The sequence below is a fragment of the Bacillus crepusculi genome, assembly GCF_014764715.1.
GTDB lineage: Bacteria > Bacillota > Bacilli > Bacillales > Bacillaceae > Bacillus.
This window is the reverse complement of the sequence record NZ_JACXXE010000001.1, coordinates 560,877-576,841: the sequence shown is the minus strand read 5'-3', so window position 1 is coordinate 576,841 and position 15,965 is coordinate 560,877. Positions and strand designations below refer to the sequence as shown.

General features: G+C 41.1%; 20 protein-coding genes. 19 read left to right on the top strand and 1 reads right to left on the bottom strand.

Annotated features, from left to right (window positions below; translation table 11 throughout):
• Positions 1-41: 41 nt before the first annotated feature.
• Complete coding sequence (locus tag IEE86_RS02900; protein WP_191095859.1) at positions 42-173, bottom strand: YpzI family protein; 132 nt, start codon at positions 171-173, stop codon at positions 42-44.
• Positions 174-290: 117 nt separating this feature from the next.
• On the opposite strand from IEE86_RS02900, the gene IEE86_RS02895 reads away from it, so the two are divergent.
• The 19 genes from IEE86_RS02895 to aroH all read left to right on the top strand — a co-directional run bounded on the left by IEE86_RS02895 (position 291) and on the right by aroH (position 15,860).
• The gene (locus tag IEE86_RS02895) at positions 291-896 is read left to right on the top strand and encodes a YphA family membrane protein (RefSeq protein WP_318010242.1); all 606 of its coding nucleotides are present in this window, start codon (positions 291-293) and stop codon (positions 894-896) included.
• Positions 893-1,777: a YIEGIA family protein gene (locus IEE86_RS02890; protein WP_191095858.1), complete on the top strand. Its 885-nt coding sequence runs from the start codon at positions 893-895 to the stop codon at positions 1,775-1,777. The genes IEE86_RS02895 and IEE86_RS02890 overlap by 4 nt, the downstream gene beginning before the upstream one ends.
• Positions 1,778-1,783: 6 nt before the next feature.
• Positions 1,784-1,978, top strand: coding sequence for a capping complex subunit for YIEGIA (locus tag IEE86_RS02885; RefSeq protein ID WP_008344527.1), 195 nt, complete (start codon positions 1,784-1,786; stop codon positions 1,976-1,978).
• Between the two features lie 161 nt (positions 1,979-2,139).
• Positions 2,140-3,450 carry a ribosome biogenesis GTPase Der gene (der, locus tag IEE86_RS02880; protein WP_191095857.1) on the top strand — a complete coding sequence of 437 codons (1,311 nt, stop codon included), beginning with the start codon at positions 2,140-2,142 and terminating at the stop codon, positions 3,448-3,450.
• Positions 3,451-3,464: 14 nt separating this feature from the next.
• The gene (locus tag IEE86_RS02875; protein ID WP_191095856.1) at positions 3,465-4,502 is read left to right on the top strand and encodes an NAD(P)H-dependent glycerol-3-phosphate dehydrogenase; all 1,038 of its coding nucleotides are present in this window, start codon (positions 3,465-3,467) and stop codon (positions 4,500-4,502) included.
• Positions 4,503-4,768: 266 nt separating this feature from the next.
• Positions 4,769-4,972: a DUF2768 domain-containing protein gene (locus IEE86_RS02870; RefSeq protein ID WP_034318888.1), complete on the top strand. Its 204-nt coding sequence runs from the start codon at positions 4,769-4,771 to the stop codon at positions 4,970-4,972.
• A gap of 18 nt (positions 4,973-4,990) precedes the next feature.
• On the top strand, positions 4,991-5,716 hold the full coding sequence (locus tag IEE86_RS02865; protein ID WP_191095855.1) for a hypothetical protein: 726 nt from the start codon (positions 4,991-4,993) through the stop codon (positions 5,714-5,716).
• A gap of 205 nt (positions 5,717-5,921) precedes the next feature.
• Positions 5,922-7,400 carry a stage IV sporulation protein A gene (gene spoIVA / locus IEE86_RS02860; protein ID WP_008344534.1) on the top strand — a complete coding sequence of 493 codons (1,479 nt, stop codon included), beginning with the start codon at positions 5,922-5,924 and terminating at the stop codon, positions 7,398-7,400.
• Between the two features lie 374 nt (positions 7,401-7,774).
• Positions 7,775-8,053 (top strand): non-specific DNA-binding protein Hbs, encoded by a 279-nt coding sequence (hbs, locus tag IEE86_RS02855; protein ID WP_003215863.1) that lies wholly within the window; start codon positions 7,775-7,777, stop codon positions 8,051-8,053.
• A gap of 190 nt (positions 8,054-8,243) precedes the next feature.
• On the top strand, positions 8,244-8,813 hold the full coding sequence (folE, locus tag IEE86_RS02850) for a GTP cyclohydrolase I FolE (protein WP_117730829.1): 570 nt from the start codon (positions 8,244-8,246) through the stop codon (positions 8,811-8,813).
• A 23-nt stretch (positions 8,814-8,836) separates the two neighbouring features.
• A complete protein-coding gene (gene mtrB, locus IEE86_RS02845) occupies positions 8,837-9,067 on the top strand; it encodes a trp RNA-binding attenuation protein MtrB (protein ID WP_034318894.1) in 231 nt (76 codons plus the stop codon).
• A gap of 115 nt (positions 9,068-9,182) precedes the next feature.
• Positions 9,183-9,950 carry a heptaprenyl diphosphate synthase component 1 gene (locus IEE86_RS02840; protein WP_191095854.1) on the top strand — a complete coding sequence of 256 codons (768 nt, stop codon included), beginning with the start codon at positions 9,183-9,185 and terminating at the stop codon, positions 9,948-9,950.
• A gap of 3 nt (positions 9,951-9,953) precedes the next feature.
• Positions 9,954-10,658 carry a demethylmenaquinone methyltransferase gene (locus tag IEE86_RS02835; RefSeq protein ID WP_191095853.1) on the top strand — a complete coding sequence of 235 codons (705 nt, stop codon included), beginning with the start codon at positions 9,954-9,956 and terminating at the stop codon, positions 10,656-10,658.
• Between the two features lie 24 nt (positions 10,659-10,682).
• Entirely contained in the window at positions 10,683-11,645 is a 963-nt protein-coding gene (gene hepT / locus IEE86_RS02830; RefSeq protein WP_034318902.1) for a heptaprenyl diphosphate synthase component II, read from the top strand.
• Positions 11,646-11,773: 128 nt separating this feature from the next.
• Positions 11,774-12,220 carry a nucleoside-diphosphate kinase gene (ndk, locus tag IEE86_RS02825; protein ID WP_191095852.1) on the top strand — a complete coding sequence of 149 codons (447 nt, stop codon included), beginning with the start codon at positions 11,774-11,776 and terminating at the stop codon, positions 12,218-12,220.
• A gap of 143 nt (positions 12,221-12,363) precedes the next feature.
• Positions 12,364-13,143 (top strand): CheR family methyltransferase, encoded by a 780-nt coding sequence (locus IEE86_RS02820; protein ID WP_191095851.1) that lies wholly within the window; start codon positions 12,364-12,366, stop codon positions 13,141-13,143.
• Positions 13,144-13,216: 73 nt separating this feature from the next.
• Positions 13,217-14,389 carry a chorismate synthase gene (gene aroC / locus IEE86_RS02815; protein ID WP_191095850.1) on the top strand — a complete coding sequence of 391 codons (1,173 nt, stop codon included), beginning with the start codon at positions 13,217-13,219 and terminating at the stop codon, positions 14,387-14,389.
• Positions 14,389-15,480: a 3-dehydroquinate synthase gene (aroB, locus tag IEE86_RS02810; RefSeq protein ID WP_191095849.1), complete on the top strand. Its 1,092-nt coding sequence runs from the start codon at positions 14,389-14,391 to the stop codon at positions 15,478-15,480. The genes aroC and aroB overlap by 1 nt, the downstream gene beginning before the upstream one ends.
• On the top strand, positions 15,477-15,860 hold the full coding sequence (aroH, locus tag IEE86_RS02805) for a chorismate mutase (protein ID WP_191095848.1): 384 nt from the start codon (positions 15,477-15,479) through the stop codon (positions 15,858-15,860). Before aroB ends, aroH begins: the two co-directional genes overlap by 4 nt.
• Positions 15,861-15,965 lie beyond the last annotated feature (105 nt).

Here is a 15,965-nt window from a genome sequence, read left to right as displayed (position 1 = left end):
TTGTCTACAAGCTGAGGCATGTGATCATCACATGCCTTTTTTTATTGATTTCTTTTGCGAGCGTCTTCTGGACCTTCTAATGCTGTTGCCCCTTTATAATGAATTGACTGATCACGATCAGATTCTACTCTTCTTGAGGCCTTTAGGCGTTTTTCCTGTCTATCCTTTCCCATCATACATCCCTCCTCAACCATTAGGGTGTCACCTCTTGTTCATTTCATACAAAGCCTGTCACGCTCCTGCACGTTTAAAAACTGGAGATTTTCCCATAATGTTATGGAGGTGATGAGGTGTTGGAGGCACTGTACTATTATTGGTCTATATGGTTCATTTGGATTATGGTGACGTTTATCATGGAAAAAAGCACGTGGCGCAGCGTGCTCGGAGTATGCGTACTTGTTCATATTATCTTCAGCCACTTTATGATATCCATTTTAGACATTAGCATCAATGCAGGGTTTTTGATGACCTTTTTATATGCTTGTATGGCCTTTGTCATATGCCGGTCTGCTCATCGGTTTATGAGAATTCTGCAATTAAGCTCAATGGTGAGTGCGTATGCCTTTTTCATGATGTTTGCATTATATGACCCGGTTTGGTTCACGCTAATAAAAGTGGATTGGGTCGTCTTTGCCTTGCTGATCTTGATGTGTTTGACATATGGACACCAATTAACGGAACGAATGACCTTATGGATGATGTCTGTGTGTCTCGGCGAAGCTCTTTATGCGCTTACGATTCATCGTCTCACATCATCGATTGTCATAGGAGATCTCTCGTTTCTTTCCCTTGTTGTTCAAGGCGCCATCTTCCTGTTAGGAGTCGATCAGCTTGAAAAGCTCTTGAACGCCCGTTCTTCCAGAAAACCAGTTAAAGGGGCTGCAAAATCAACATGACGGATTACACGTTTCCTGTGATTATTGGTGTCATCTTTGGGATGGCGGCCAGGCTTTATATGTTAAGAACAGATTATCGGCAATACCCAACGTATATTCATGGACAAGTGATTCACGTTGCACTTGGTTTTATCGCGTCAGGACTCGGTGCAATCATTATGCCTGCTTTGATTCAGGAGGAATTTACTGCAATTACCTTTCTAACGCTGGCAGCCACACAATTTCGTGATGTACGCAATATGGAAAGGAATACATTAACCCAATTGGATTCATATGAGCTTGTCTCAAGAGGCAGTACATATATTGAAGGCATTGCCATTGCCTTTGAAAGCCGAAATTATATTGCCATTCTCACTGCACTGATTACAACGACAGCCTGTATTTTCTTTTCGCTCGTTGTTGGAACAGTGGTCGGTATTCTTTGTTTTTTCATGGCAAAGCTATTGATGTCTGGCAGCCAATTAAAGGATATCGTTAATATTCAAAAAGGCGAACTTCGCTTTGACGGGGCAGGACTTTACGTGAATGATATTTACATTATGAATATCGGGCTGCCTGAAAAGCAAAAACTGATTTTAGAGCATGGAATGGGCTTTATTTTAACACCGAAAAATTTCAACTCAGCCACAACGATTGCAAACCTTGGACAACGGCAAGCGATTTTATTTGATTTATCCAATGTGCTTGGTGTGTATCGTGACTCTGGTGAACCTTCGCTTTGTCCGCTCGCCAAACGTGATCTGAATAATGGCACGCTGGGTGTGTTTATTTTACCCCAATGGAAACGTGAAGATTTGGCTGTTCGTGTATTAGAAGAGGTGCCAATACTAGAAAATGCCATTAGAATGCCGACAGATTTCATTAAAAAGAAAGCGAGGTAATAGGGCATGGCAAACACAATTGAGCAATTTATATTGGCAGTGGCCACAACAAATAAAGAGCGGGTCATTGGCGGAACAGCGGTTTTTTTCTGTGAAAATAAAGAAGAACTCGACATGTATGCGATGAATTTAGAAGCCATTTTGGATGGGATTGCACACGGAATTGGAGAAGATCTTTACTTGATCGTCAAACATTTTTAAGTTATTCATTGTGGTCTGATTAAAAATTGATATAATATATAAGTTGAACCCTTCATGTTTGAAGGGTTTATTTCATAACAAACTAAATGAAAATTTTAAATCCCGGTTGAAACATGATGATGAACATATTGAATCGCGGCTGGATTGAAAGGAAGGGTACTATGGGTAAACCTGTCGTAGCCATTGTTGGAAGGCCCAACGTTGGAAAATCTACAATTTTTAATCGCATCGCAGGCGAAAGAATATCGATTGTAGAAGACACACCTGGTGTAACAAGAGATCGAATCTATAGCTCTGCTGAATGGTTAAATTATGACTTTAATTTAATAGATACTGGTGGAATAGATATTGGAGATGAGCCGTTCTTGGCGCAAATTCGCCATCAGGCAGAAATCGCAATGGATGAAGCGGATGTCATCATTTTTATGGTGAATGGCCGAGATGGTGTGACATCTGCGGATGAAGAAGTCGCAAAAATTTTGTATCGCACGAAAAAACCAGTCGTACTTGCTGTTAATAAACTGGACAACCCTGAAATGAGAAGCGACGTGTATGACTTTTATGCACTAGGATTTGGCGAGCCATATCCGATTTCTGGAACGCACGGATTAGGGCTTGGTGATCTGCTTGATGCAGTTGCAGAACACTTCAAAAACTTGCCAGATACACAGTATGATGAAGAGGTTGTCCAGTTCTGCTTAATTGGCCGCCCGAATGTAGGGAAATCTTCTTTGGTGAATGCTATGCTCGGGGAAGAACGTGTGATTGTGAGCAACATCGCTGGTACGACAAGAGATGCTGTAGATACGATGTTCACGTACAATCAGCGTGATTTTGTCATTGTCGATACAGCAGGTATGAGAAAAAAAGGGAAAGTGTATGAAACAACAGAGAAATACAGTGTGCTTCGTGCATTAAAAGCCATTGATCGTTCTGATGTCGTCGCTGTAGTTCTTGATGGTGAAGAGGGCATTATTGAGCAGGATAAACGTATTGCAGGCTACGCACATGAAGCTGGTAAAGCTGTTGTGATCGTTGTGAACAAATGGGATGCTGTTGAAAAAGATGAGCGCACCATGAAGGAGTTTGAGCAAAACATTCGCGAACATTTTCAATTCCTTGATTATGCACCTGTTTTATTCATGTCGGCCCTTACGAAAAAGAGAATTCATACGTTAATGCCATCAATTATTACAGCGAGTGAAAATCATGCGATGCGCGTTCAAACCAATATCTTGAATGATATTATCATGGATGCCGTTGCAATGAATCCAACGCCGACTCATAATGGTCAGCGGTTGAAAATTTACTATGCAACACAGGTGGCGATTAAGCCGCCGTCCTTTGTTGTGTTTGTGAACGACCCAGAGCTGATGCACTTTTCTTATGAGCGTTTCCTAGAGAACCGGATTCGAGATGCATTTGGCTTTGAAGGAACACCGATTAAAATATTTCCAAGAGCGAGAAAATAAAAAGGGTGAGCAGGATGAAGAAAATTTCAGTACTTGGAGCAGGCAGCTGGGGAACAGCTCTTGCGCTTGTATTAGCTGATAATCACCATGATGTACACATGTGGGGACATAGACAAGAGCTCATTGATCAAATCAATGAGAAGCATGAAAACCATGATTACTTGCCAAATGTCGCCCTGCCAGCGTCTATTAAAGCGACAACAGATATGAAGCAGGCTTTAGAGGGAGCAGATGCGATTATTGTCGCTGTGCCAACAAAGGCCATTCGTGAGGTATTGAAGCAGGCAAATGAGTGGATCTCATCGAAGGTACCGTTTGTTCATGTCAGCAAGGGAATTGAGCCAGATACGCTGCTTAGAATTTCTCAAATGATCGAACAAGAAGTCCCTGCTGATAAAAGAGAAGCTGTCGTTGTCTTATCCGGACCGAGTCACGCAGAAGAAGTAGGCTTGCGTCATCCGACAACCGTCACTGTCTCTTCAGAAAATATTGAAGCGGCTCAATTTGTTCAAGATTTGTTCATGAACAATAACTTTAGAGTGTACACAAACCCTGATGTGATTGGTGTGGAAATTGGCGGAGCACTGAAAAATATCATTGCTCTTGCGGCAGGGATCACAGACGGACTAGGATATGGTGACAATGCGAAAGCGGCCCTCATCACAAGAGGACTTGCTGAAATCGCACGTCTTGGTACAAAAATGGGAGGGAATCCCCTTACATTTGCCGGTTTAACGGGCGTTGGAGATTTGATCGTCACATGTACAAGTGTACATTCGCGTAACTGGCGCTGCGGAAATTTACTTGGTAAAGGATATAAGCTGGAAGAAGTGCTTGAAAAAATGGGGATGGTTGTCGAAGGCGTCCGCACAACAAAAGGCGCATACCAGCTCTCAAAAGAATATAAGGTCAGCATGCCCATTACAGAAGCGCTTTACCACGTCCTGTTTGAAGGGAAAAAGGTCGACGATGCTGTAGAATCATTGATGGCACGTGTGAAAACACATGAGATGGAAGACCTTGTGAACATGTTCGAAAACCAAACAAAATGATTGGAACGCTGAACTTAGGCGTGTTGAGGATGCAAGAAGGGGAAGACTTGCATAACATAGCAATGAAGTTTGAATAGAGCTTTGCCTCTACAGAATGAGGAAAAATAGTCGACCTAATGACTGAAGCAGAGTCCCCCTCTTTGCTTCAGTTTTTTTATGCGCTTTTTTCCGAATGATTGGAAAAACGATTGATATTTACCTTATTTTTGGTTTAGAATGAAATACAAACGCTTACAAATTGTTCGTTTTGAAGGGGGACAGGCACGATGAGTTTTGCTTTAATCAAGATGTGGTTTGCGCTTGGTTCAATGGGGCTCATGTTTTTAGCCGTAGTAACCATCTATTTCAGTCGGTTTAAGCTAAAAAGTCGTTTTCTGAAAATAACAGCATCGACTGTCGCATACAGTTTGATGCTCATATCAGGTATTATAGTGTTTTTAGTTGTATTTAGCGGGCCGGTCAATGAATAAAGAAAAAGGAAGAATGTGATGATCAAAGCAAAAGTCAGTGTCACGTTATTAGTTCTTATTTTACTTACAGGATGTCTGTATCCAGAAAATCGCAAAGCTGAAAACCGGGTGCCATATGAAGAGCAGCTACAAAGTGTGCAGACAGCGATCGAAGAGTTTCAAAAAGCGACAAATGGTCTTTTGCCTATCGAAACAAAAGAAGCGGATACGCCGATTTATCAGAAGTACGTCATCGACTTTAAGCGATTGTCACCGAGGTATTTACACGATGTGCCGTCTACATCCTTTGAAGGCGGGGGCGAATATATATATGTCCTCACAGACGTTGAAGAAAACCCAACTGTGAAACTGCTCGATGTCAAAATGACGCAAACCATCAGTGAATTACGGCTTAGAATCAAAATATATCAAGACGAACATACATATCCGCCATACGGCAAAGTGGTGTCCAATCATTTATATACGTTAAATGAAAAAAAACTAGGATTAAAAGCGCCACCTACGGTCATGAGTCCTGTTACGGGGAATTCCCTCCCATTACTCATTTCATCAAATGGTGAAATCTATGTGGACTATCGCAGTGATTTTGCTCATATTTTGAAGAATACGAAACAAAAGCTGAAACCAGGTGAAAACATTCAAGATGTATATTGGCAGGAAACGCCGTTTGTGCCGGCGTTTTCTGTCCCATATACAATCAATAAAAAAGGTGAGCCTGCCTTTTTAGAAAAAAAGACGTCATAAACAAGAATGAACCTTTTTCCTCTGCATATAAATGAGGAGAAAGGTTTTTTTATGGCTAAACTTACTCTCAAAACAAAAAAGGTGTCATATTCAAATAGGACAACGTCATACACATATATTGTCCAGACACCTTTCAAGCACAGTTTGATTGAAGTATAGAGTATCTTATTTGAAAACGAGGATAGCAAGTCCGGGAGGGGATCACTTGGAAAAAGTCGATATTTTCAAGGATATCGCTGAACGAACAGGAGGCGATATATATTTAGGAGTCGTTGGAGCTGTTCGTACAGGAAAATCTACATTTATTAAAAAGTTTATGGAGCTCGTGGTGCTCCCGAATATCAATAATGAGGCAGACCGTGCAAGAGCACAGGATGAATTGCCGCAAAGCGCAGCAGGAAAAACCATTATGACCACAGAGCCAAAATTTGTACCAAATCAAGCGGCATCTATTCACGTAAGTGACGGCCTTGATGTCAACATCAGGCTTGTTGATTGTGTAGGATACACAGTCCCTGGTGCACGCGGGTATGAAGATGAAAATGGGCCGAGAATGATCAACACGCCATGGTATGAAGAACCAATTCCGTTTCATGAAGCAGCGGAAATTGGTACACGCAAGGTCATTCAAGAGCATTCAACCATCGGTGTTGTGATTACAACAGACGGATCAATTGGTGAAATTCCAAGACATGACTATATTGAATCCGAAGAACGTGTGATTGATGAACTCAAAGAAGTTGGAAAGCCGTTTATCATGGTGATCAACTCTGTGAGACCATATCATCCTGAAACAGAAGCTCTGCGTCAGGAACTCAGCCAAAAATATGATATTCCAGTACTCGCTATGAGTGTGGAAAGCATGAGAGAGCAAGACGTACTTAGTGTTCTTCGGGAAGCATTATATGAATTCCCAGTGCTTGAGGTGAACGTGAACCTGCCAAGCTGGGTCATGGTGCTAAAGGAGGATCATTGGCTAAGAGAGAGTTATCAGGATTCAGTGAAGGAAACCGTAAAGGATATTAAAAGATTAAGAGATGTTGACCGCGTCGTTGGTCAATTCAGTGAATTTGACTTTATTGAAAGAGCGGGCTTAGCGGGTATTGAAATGGGCCAGGGGATTGCAGAAATTGATCTGTACGCGCCAGATGATCTATATGATCATATTTTAAAAGAAGTGGTTGGTGTGGAAATTAGGGGCAAAGACCACCTTCTAGAGCTTATGCAAGATTTTGCGCATGCAAAGACAGAATATGATCAAGTGTCAGACGCATTAAAAATGGTGAAGCAAACTGGGTACGGAATCGCGGCGCCAGCTTTATCAGATATGAGTTTAGATGAGCCAGAAATCATTAGGCAAGGATCAAGGTTCGGCGTGAGATTAAAAGCAGTTGCGCCATCTATTCATATGATTAAGGTGGATGTAGAAAGCGAATTTGCACCAATTATCGGAACAGAAAAACAAAGCGAAGAGCTTGTCCGCTACTTAATGCAAGACTTCGAAGATGATCCACTTTCGATTTGGAATTCAGATATATTTGGACGCTCACTCAGCTCCCTTGTGAGGGAAGGCATTCAAGCAAAGCTGTCTCTGATGCCAGAAAATGCAAGATATAAGCTGAAAGAAACGCTTGAAAGAATTATCAACGAAGGATCAGGCGGTCTGATCGCGATTATTCTATAGCTTGTGAGACCTCTCATTGATAGGGGTCTTTTTTTGTGTGCGATATGAGTCATAAAAAGACAATTGTATAAAGATTAGTCAGATTCAGGCTGAAATTAGGAATATTCGTTCGCAAAAGTGTCCTTAATCCTTGACGAATAAGGATTCTTCCCTTTAAAATGCTTGATATGGTATTTCATATGTGTTAATCTACTTACAGAAAATCTTCACTTTGTTGGACAAACATTCCTTCAAAAAGAGGTTTTCTAATGAAAAGCCATGTATGACGCTTTTTATACGCTCTTTTTTTCAAAAAAAGTGTATAGAAAGAAGATGAATTGTGAAGAAATGATAACAATCTACTGAATGCATATTTTTGGGAGGAGGTGAAAGGCATGAACAAGACAGAACTTATTAACGCGGTTGCTGAAGCAAGCGAGTTATCTAAAAAAGACGCGACAAAAGCAGTTGATTCTGTTTTTGATACAATTTTAGATGCACTTAAAAATGGTGACAAAATCCAACTTATCGGTTTTGGTAACTTTGAAGTACGTGAGCGTTCAGCTCGTAAAGGACGTAACCCACAAACTGGTGCAGAGATCGAAATCCCTGCAAGCAAAGTACCTGCTTTCAAACCAGGTAAAGCACTTAAAGACGCGGTGGCAGGTAAATAATCGTTATGTGTAATGATCCTATTTAAGGAGTTATACATATACAGTTTCACACTGGTCTAGAAAAGCCCCTTCGATAAGGGGCTTTTCCTTTTGAATCAAAAGGTTCGTTTAGAACGCTCTCCTTTGCTTTTAGGATCTGAAGTGTGCTAGAATCTGATTGAAATGTAAACGCCTTTGGAGGATATAATACATGAGTGAAATAAATAAAGAACTAATTGAACACGCTGTACGCGATATATTAAAAGCAATCGGAGAAGATCCGGATCGTGAAGGACTTCTTGATACCCCAAAACGAGTGGCAAAAATGTATGAAGAAGTGTTCTCGGGATTAAATGAAGATCCAAAAGAGCATTTTAAAACCATTTTTGGTGAGGATCATGAAGAACTCGTTCTTGTAAAAGATATTGCTTTCCATTCAATGTGTGAACACCACCTTGTGCCTTTCTACGGGAAAGCCCATGTTGCTTATATTCCGCGCGGCGGGAAAGTAACGGGACTTAGTAAGCTTGCAAGAGCTGTAGAGGCCGTTGCAAAGCGACCGCAGCTTCAGGAACGCATTACATCAACCATTGCAGATAGTATGGTGGAAACGCTAGATCCACATGGCGTGATGATTGTCGTTGAAGCAGAACATATGTGTATGACGATGCGTGGAGTGAAAAAGCCAGGCGCTAAAACGGTGACATCAGCAGTGCGCGGCACATTTGCAAATGATGCGGCAGCAAGAGCAGAAGTGCTTTCCTTTATTAAAAACGACTAATCAATAGATGGAAGGTGAACAGATTGAGTGAAAAAAAAGCATCTGATTTTGTGGTGATTAAAGCCATTGATAATGGCGTAAACGTCATCGGCTTAACTAGAGGCTCTGATACAAGATTTCACCACTCCGAAAAACTCGATAAAGGTGAAGTCATTATTGCACAATTTACTGAGCATACGTCAGCCATCAAAGTAAGAGGCGATGCTGTCATTCAAACAAGCTTCGGTGAAATTCAAAGCGAAGCAAAGAAATAAAGCACGAGTATGCACTTGATAGCATAAAAGTGAGAGCTCATATGGTATAATAAACCTCTATACAATGTGCAACGCTACATATGAAACTGTAATTTTTGGGACAAGGGTGATATCTTTGCAAGACATCTACGGAATTTTATCTGATCTAAATATAAAATTAAATAAAAAGCTTTCTCATCCTTATTTGGCAAAGCATTTGCGTGCGCCACTCATCGATGAAGATAAGCTCCTTCTTTTTCATGCTATGTTTGATGAAGCTCAAATTGATGCAGAGAAAAAAGAAAATTATATTCTAACGGCGATGCTTGTGCAAATTGCCCTTGATACCCATGACGAAGTCACAACTGCTGCAGCCATCAAGCAAGACGAATTCAAAAATCGTCAGCTGACCATCCTAGCAGGAGACTATTTCAGCGGTCTCTATTATTCTCTTCTCTCTGACATGAAAGACATTTACATGATCCGCACGCTCGCTACGGCGATTAAAGAGATTAATGAACATAAAATTAGACTGTATGATCGATCCATTCAAGATGCAGCGCACTTTTACAAAAGTGTAGCTACAGTGGAGTCTGCGCTATTCCAAAGGGTTTCTGAGCATTTTCAATTAACGCATTGGAATGAGATTGCAAGTCGTTTCCTTGTTTATAAGCGTTTTATGAAACAAGCAGAAGACGACAAACATTTAAAACTTTTTTTGAACGATAGCTATACGGACGCCTATACATGTTTTGACAACTTTGAGAATGAAGGCTATGAAAAGGCCAAACGACCGATCAAACAGTATCTTGTTTCATCTCCGGTCGTTCAAAAAGAGCTGTTAAATCGCTTGGATCATATGAAAAATGAGCCTGCGTACCATCAGAAAGTGGAAGAAGGGTAAGTCATGCAGCAATCAAAAGAACAGCGAGTACACGGTGTATTTGAAAAAATTTATAAAAACTATGATCAAATGAACTCTGTCATCAGCTTTAAACAGCATAAAAAATGGCGCGATAAAACAATGAAGCTCATGAATGTTCAAAAAGGAGCCAAAGCATTAGATGTATGCTGCGGAACAGCCGATTGGACAATCGCGCTTGCTGATGCTGTAGGAGAGAAAGGCGAAGTCAAAGGCCTTGATTTCAGTAAAAACATGCTGAGTGTTGGAGAAACGAAGGTGAAAACTGGGGGCTACAAACAGATTGAATTGCTTCACGGCAATGCGATGGAGCTCCCTTTTGAAGATAACTCATTTGATTATGTCACCATCGGTTTTGGACTTAGAAATGTCCCTGATTATTTAACGGTGCTAAAGGAAATGACAAGAGTAGTGAAGCCTGGTGGAATGGTTGTCTGCCTTGAGACATCACAGCCTGAGATGATTGGCTTTAAACAAGGCTACTATGTCTATTTCAAATACGTGATGCCGCTCTTTGGTAAACTGTTTGCCAAAAGCTATCAGGAGTATTCATGGCTTCAAGAATCAGCCAAAACGTTCCCTGGCATGAAAGAGCTGGCGGCTCTTTTCGAAGAGGCAGGGTTGTCTGATGTCTCGTATCATCCATTTACAGGCGGTGTAGCAGCAACACATATCGGAAAAAAGCTTTGAATAAACGATATTTGGGTGAAGATAATGAAACTAAAAGCAATGATTTCTTTTTTAAATCATGATATCGATATAATTGAAAAAGAGCTTGAACAAACAGTTCGCTCTGATTATGCATTATTAAGTGAAGCAGGTCTTCATTTGCTGCAAGCGGGCGGAAAACGAATCCGCCCCGTTTTTGTTCTCCTGTCAGGCATGTTTGGCGATTATGACATTAATAAAATTAAATATGTTGCTGTTGCCCTGGAATTAATTCATATGGCATCGCTTGTTCATGATGATGTCATTGATGATGCAGAGCTGAGAAGAGGCAAGCCAACGATTAAGGCAAAATGGGACAATAGAATAGCCATGTACACAGGGGATTACTTGTTTGCAAGATCGCTTGAGTACATGACCAAGATCAATCACCCAATGGCACATGAAATTTTATCAAAAATGGTTGTTGAGCTCTGTCTTGGTGAAATAGAGCAAGTAAAAGATAAATACAATATGGATCAAAATCTTCGTACATATTTAAGAAGAATCAAAAGAAAAACCGCCCTGCTCATTGCAGGCAGCTGTCAATTAGGTGCCATTGCAGCAGGCACAGATGAAAAAACACATAAAGCCCTTTACTGGTTTGGCTACTATGTCGGCATGTCTTACCAGATCATAGATGATGTTCTTGACTTTACATCGACTGAAGAAGAGCTAGGTAAGCCTGTTGGTGGCGACCTTTTACAAGGGAATGTCACACTTCCAGTCTTATATGCATTAAAGAATCCGACACTAGAAGGACAATTGAAGCTAATTAATAGCGAAACGACCGAAAAGCAGCTGAAGCCTGTGATTGAAAGTCTCAAACAAACAGATGCGATCGACCGCTCGATTCGAGTGAGTGAAATGTATTTGAAAAAAGCATTTGAACAGCTAGACAAGCTTCCGCGTGGACGAGCGAAAACGTCGTTAGCCTCCATTGCCAAATATATTGGGAAACGAAAATTCTAATCAACGTCAGTTGATTGGTTTTTTTGTGAAATTTTTTGTCAAAAATTGATTATTATAAAAAAAAGTGATACGATCACTTTGTAACAATGTAAGCCTATACATACATAACGACGGGGTGGAAAACGTATATGGACAAAACATTTCTTATGGTCAAACCTGATGGTGTGGAAAGACAATTAATCGGTGAAATTGTGTCAAGATTCGAAAAAAAAGGGCTTCAGCTAGTTGGTGCAAAGCTCATGAGTATTCCAAAAGAAGTAGCAGAAACACATTACGGAGAACATAAAGAAAAACCATTTTTCGGGGAATTGGTGGACTTTATTACGTCAGGACCTGTATTTGCTATGGTATGGCAAGGTGAACAGGTAGTAGACGTGACAAGGCAGATCATCGGCAAAACCAATCCGAAGGAAGCGCTTCCAGGCACAATAAGAGGAGACTATGGATTAACCGTTGGGAAAAATATTATCCATGGTTCAGACTCACCAGAAAGTGCTGAGAGAGAAATCAGCTTATTCTTTAAACAAGAAGAACTCACAAACTGGGATCAAACCATCTCAAGCTGGGTTTATTAAGATTCAAGCCAAGGTGCTCATCATTTGAGCACTTTGGCTTTTTTATATGGGCAATCTATACGAAATTTCGCCTGAGATGATACAAATTTTTGATAAAAACAGCTATACTAGGACAAAGATAGATGAGACAGGAGAGGACATTGATGGATCAATATCAAGTATTTGTAGAAAAATGGAAAAAACTAACCGGGGTTGATCTAAATCTCTATAAAGAAGCACAAATGAAACGAAGATTAACATCTCTTTATGATAAAAAAGGATATAAGGATTTTGAAGCATTCGCGTCTGCTCTTGAAAAGGATAGAGTGCTGTTAGATGAAACAATGGACAGAATGACCATTAATGTGTCAGAATTTTACCGAAACTATCAGCGCTGGGAAGTACTTGAGCAAAAAATTCTCCCGCTTCTTTTAAAAAACAGTGGGAACTTAAAGATATGGAGTGCAGCATGCTCGACAGGAGAAGAACCGTATACCCTTTCGATGTTGCTGTCAAGCCATCCTCTTGTGAAAGACTTCCAAATTATTGCAACTGACATTGATGATAAAGTCTTGCAATCAGCTCAAAAAGGGAGATATCATGAACGCTCTTTGCAGGAGGTGCCAGATCAGATCAAACAAAAATATTTCACAAAAGAAGATGCTTCATTTTATACTGTGAAAGATGAGATTCGAAAGCACATTCAATTTAAGAAGCACAACCTTTTAGCAGATCCATATGAAAAACAGCTTGATCTCATCGTCTGCCGAAATGTACTTATTTATTTTACAGAAGAGGCGAAGGAAGAAATTTACTTGAGAATGAGCAGCAGTTTAAAGCAAAATGGTGTGTTATTTGTTGGTTCCACAGAACAAATTTTTCACCCGGAAAAGTTTGGCCTGACATCTGCTGATACTTTCTTTTATCAAAAGAAGGGTATGTAGCTGACTTTTTAGTTACAAGTGTGTTATCATAGTTTTACTTAAAAGCGTTAATGCGATGAAGGGAGAATGAGTCATGAGGTACTTAACAGCAGGTGAATCACATGGTCCACAACTGACCACAATTATTGAAGGAGTTCCAGCGGGACTTTACATAGAGCAGGATGACATTAATTATGAATTGGCTAGAAGACAGAAAGGTCATGGCCGCGGAAGAAGAATGCAGATTGAAAAAGACCAAGCGAAAGTGTTAAGTGGTGTTCGCCACGGGAAAACATTAGGTTCTCCTATTACACTTGTTGTTGAAAACAATGACTGGAAGCACTGGACAAAGGTCATGGGAGCAGAGCCGATCACGGAAGAAGAAGAGAGTGAAATGAAGCGACAAATCTCCCGTCCAAGACCAGGACATGCGGATTTAAATGGTGCGATTAAATATGGCCACCGTGATATGAGAAACGTGTTAGAGCGTTCATCCGCACGCGAGACAACTGTTCGCGTGGCAGCAGGAGCCGTAGCCAAACAAATCTTAGCTCATCTCGGTATCAAGGTAGCTGGTCACGTTCTTGAAATTGGCGGAGTGAAAGCTGCTCATACTGCATATGAGTCTATTGAAGATTTGCAAAAGGTAACAGAAGAATCACCAGTTCGCTGCTATGACAGTGAAGCAGGTCAAAAAATGATGGATGCCATCGACGAAGCGAAGAAAAATGGCGATTCGATTGGCGGCATTGTCGAAGTGATTGTTGAAGGTATGCCAGTTGGAGTCGGCAGCTATGTTCATTATGACCGCAAATTAGACAGCAAGCTCGCGGGCGCTGTCCTTAGCATCAACGCTTTTAAAGGGGTAGAATTCGGTATTGGCTTTGAGGCAGCTTCTAAAAATGGCAGTGAGGTCCATGATGAAATCATCTGGGATGAAGAAAAAGGCTATACGAGAAAAACAAATCGCTTAGGCGGCCTTGAAGGCGGAATGTCAACTGGCATGCCGATTGTCGTAAGAGGCGTCATGAAGCCAATCCCGACTCTTTACAAGCCGCTTCAAAGCGTTGATATTGAAACGAAAGAGCCTTTCTCTGCAAGTATTGAGCGCTCTGATAGCTGTGCTGTTCCTGCTGCAAGTGTTGTTGCAGAAGCAGTCGTGGCATGGGAAATTGCCAATGCAGTCGTTGAGCAGTTTGGTCTTGATCAAATCGACCGCATTAAAGAAAATGTTGAAAAAATGCACCAGCTTCAGAGGGAGTTTTAATGAAAACACTGGAAGTGAAGACGTCTTCAGCCACTTATCCTGTATATATCGGTGATGGGATTAAACGCAATATCGTAGACTTGATGACTTCCACTGGGCATTCCTTTACCAAACTCATGATCGTCACAGATACAGCCGTTGATGCCATTTATGGTGATGAAATGGTGCGATTACTTGAACAGAAGTGGTCTGTGCAAAAAGTGGTGGTGCCAAACGGAGAACAATCGAAATCTTTTGCACAGTTTGAGCATATTCATACGAAAGCCATTCAATTTCAGCTCGATCGCTCCTCCTGCATCATTGCGCTAGGAGGAGGCGTGATTGGCGACTTAGCTGGCTTTATTGCTGCTACTTATATGAGAGGCATTGATTTTATTCAAGTTCCAACTACTTTACTGGCACATGACAGTGCAGTCGGCGGAAAAACAGGGATCAATCATCCGCTCGGCAAAAATTTAATAGGTGCGTTTCATCAGCCGAAAGCTGTGATCTATGATACTAGTATGCTTGAGACACTTTCTCAAATTGAGCTAAGATCTGGCTTTGCTGAGGTCATCAAACATGCGCTGATTTCAAGTGAAGACTTTTTATCTGAACTGATGTCCATTCGTTCTTTGACGGAATTATCAAAGGGCGAGCTGGCGCATATGCTGTATCAAGGGATTCAGGTCAAAGCGTCGATTGTACAAGAAGACGAAAAAGAACAAGGCGTGCGTGCATATTTGAATTTAGGTCATACACTTGGGCATGCCATTGAAGCAGAGTATGGATACGGTGCGATCACTCATGGAGATGCGATTGCAATTGGTATGCAGTTTGCTTTATATGTAAGTGAAAAGCAATTAGGACTCCGCCTCAATCGCATGGAGCTAAAAGAGTGGATGAAGGAACTAGGATTCCCGGTACAAGTTACGCAACATATTTCAACAAAGACACTTGTTGACCGTATGATCGGTGACAAAAAGGCAAGAGGTGGCAGTGTGCAATTTGTTTTATTGAAACAGGTTGGTGACGTTACCTTGCAGTCTTTCACAAAAGATGAGCTACACGACTGGCTTGAAGAATGGAAACGGGAGGAGGGATGTCTATGATGTTTCGCGGGATACGTGGGGCTACAACTGTGACAGAAGATACAGAAGAAGAAGTGTTAAACAAAACGAAACAGCTGCTAGAAGCCATCATTTCAAAAAATGAAGTAGATCCAGAACGTGTCGTGCAGATCTTAATTTCAGCTACACAAGATATTCACTCCGTTTTTCCAGCGAAAGCACTTCGGCAGTTTGAGGGCTGGACTTATGTGCCTGTTACTTGTATGCAGGAGCTGGACATTCATAGCGGTCTAAAGCATTGCATTCGCGTCTTAATGACCGTCCAGACAGAGACAAAGCAAGAAGACATACAGCATGTATACTTGGAAGAAGCTGTGACGCTTCGCCCTGATTTACAGTTGACAAAAAACAAGGAATTATAATACGATATGAACAGCCGAAGTTTACACACAGGTGTAAACGGCATTGCAAGCTTAGAGAAGATGAGAATGAGACTAGGGTAGTTGAGATGAGTAGAGTTGAGCAGA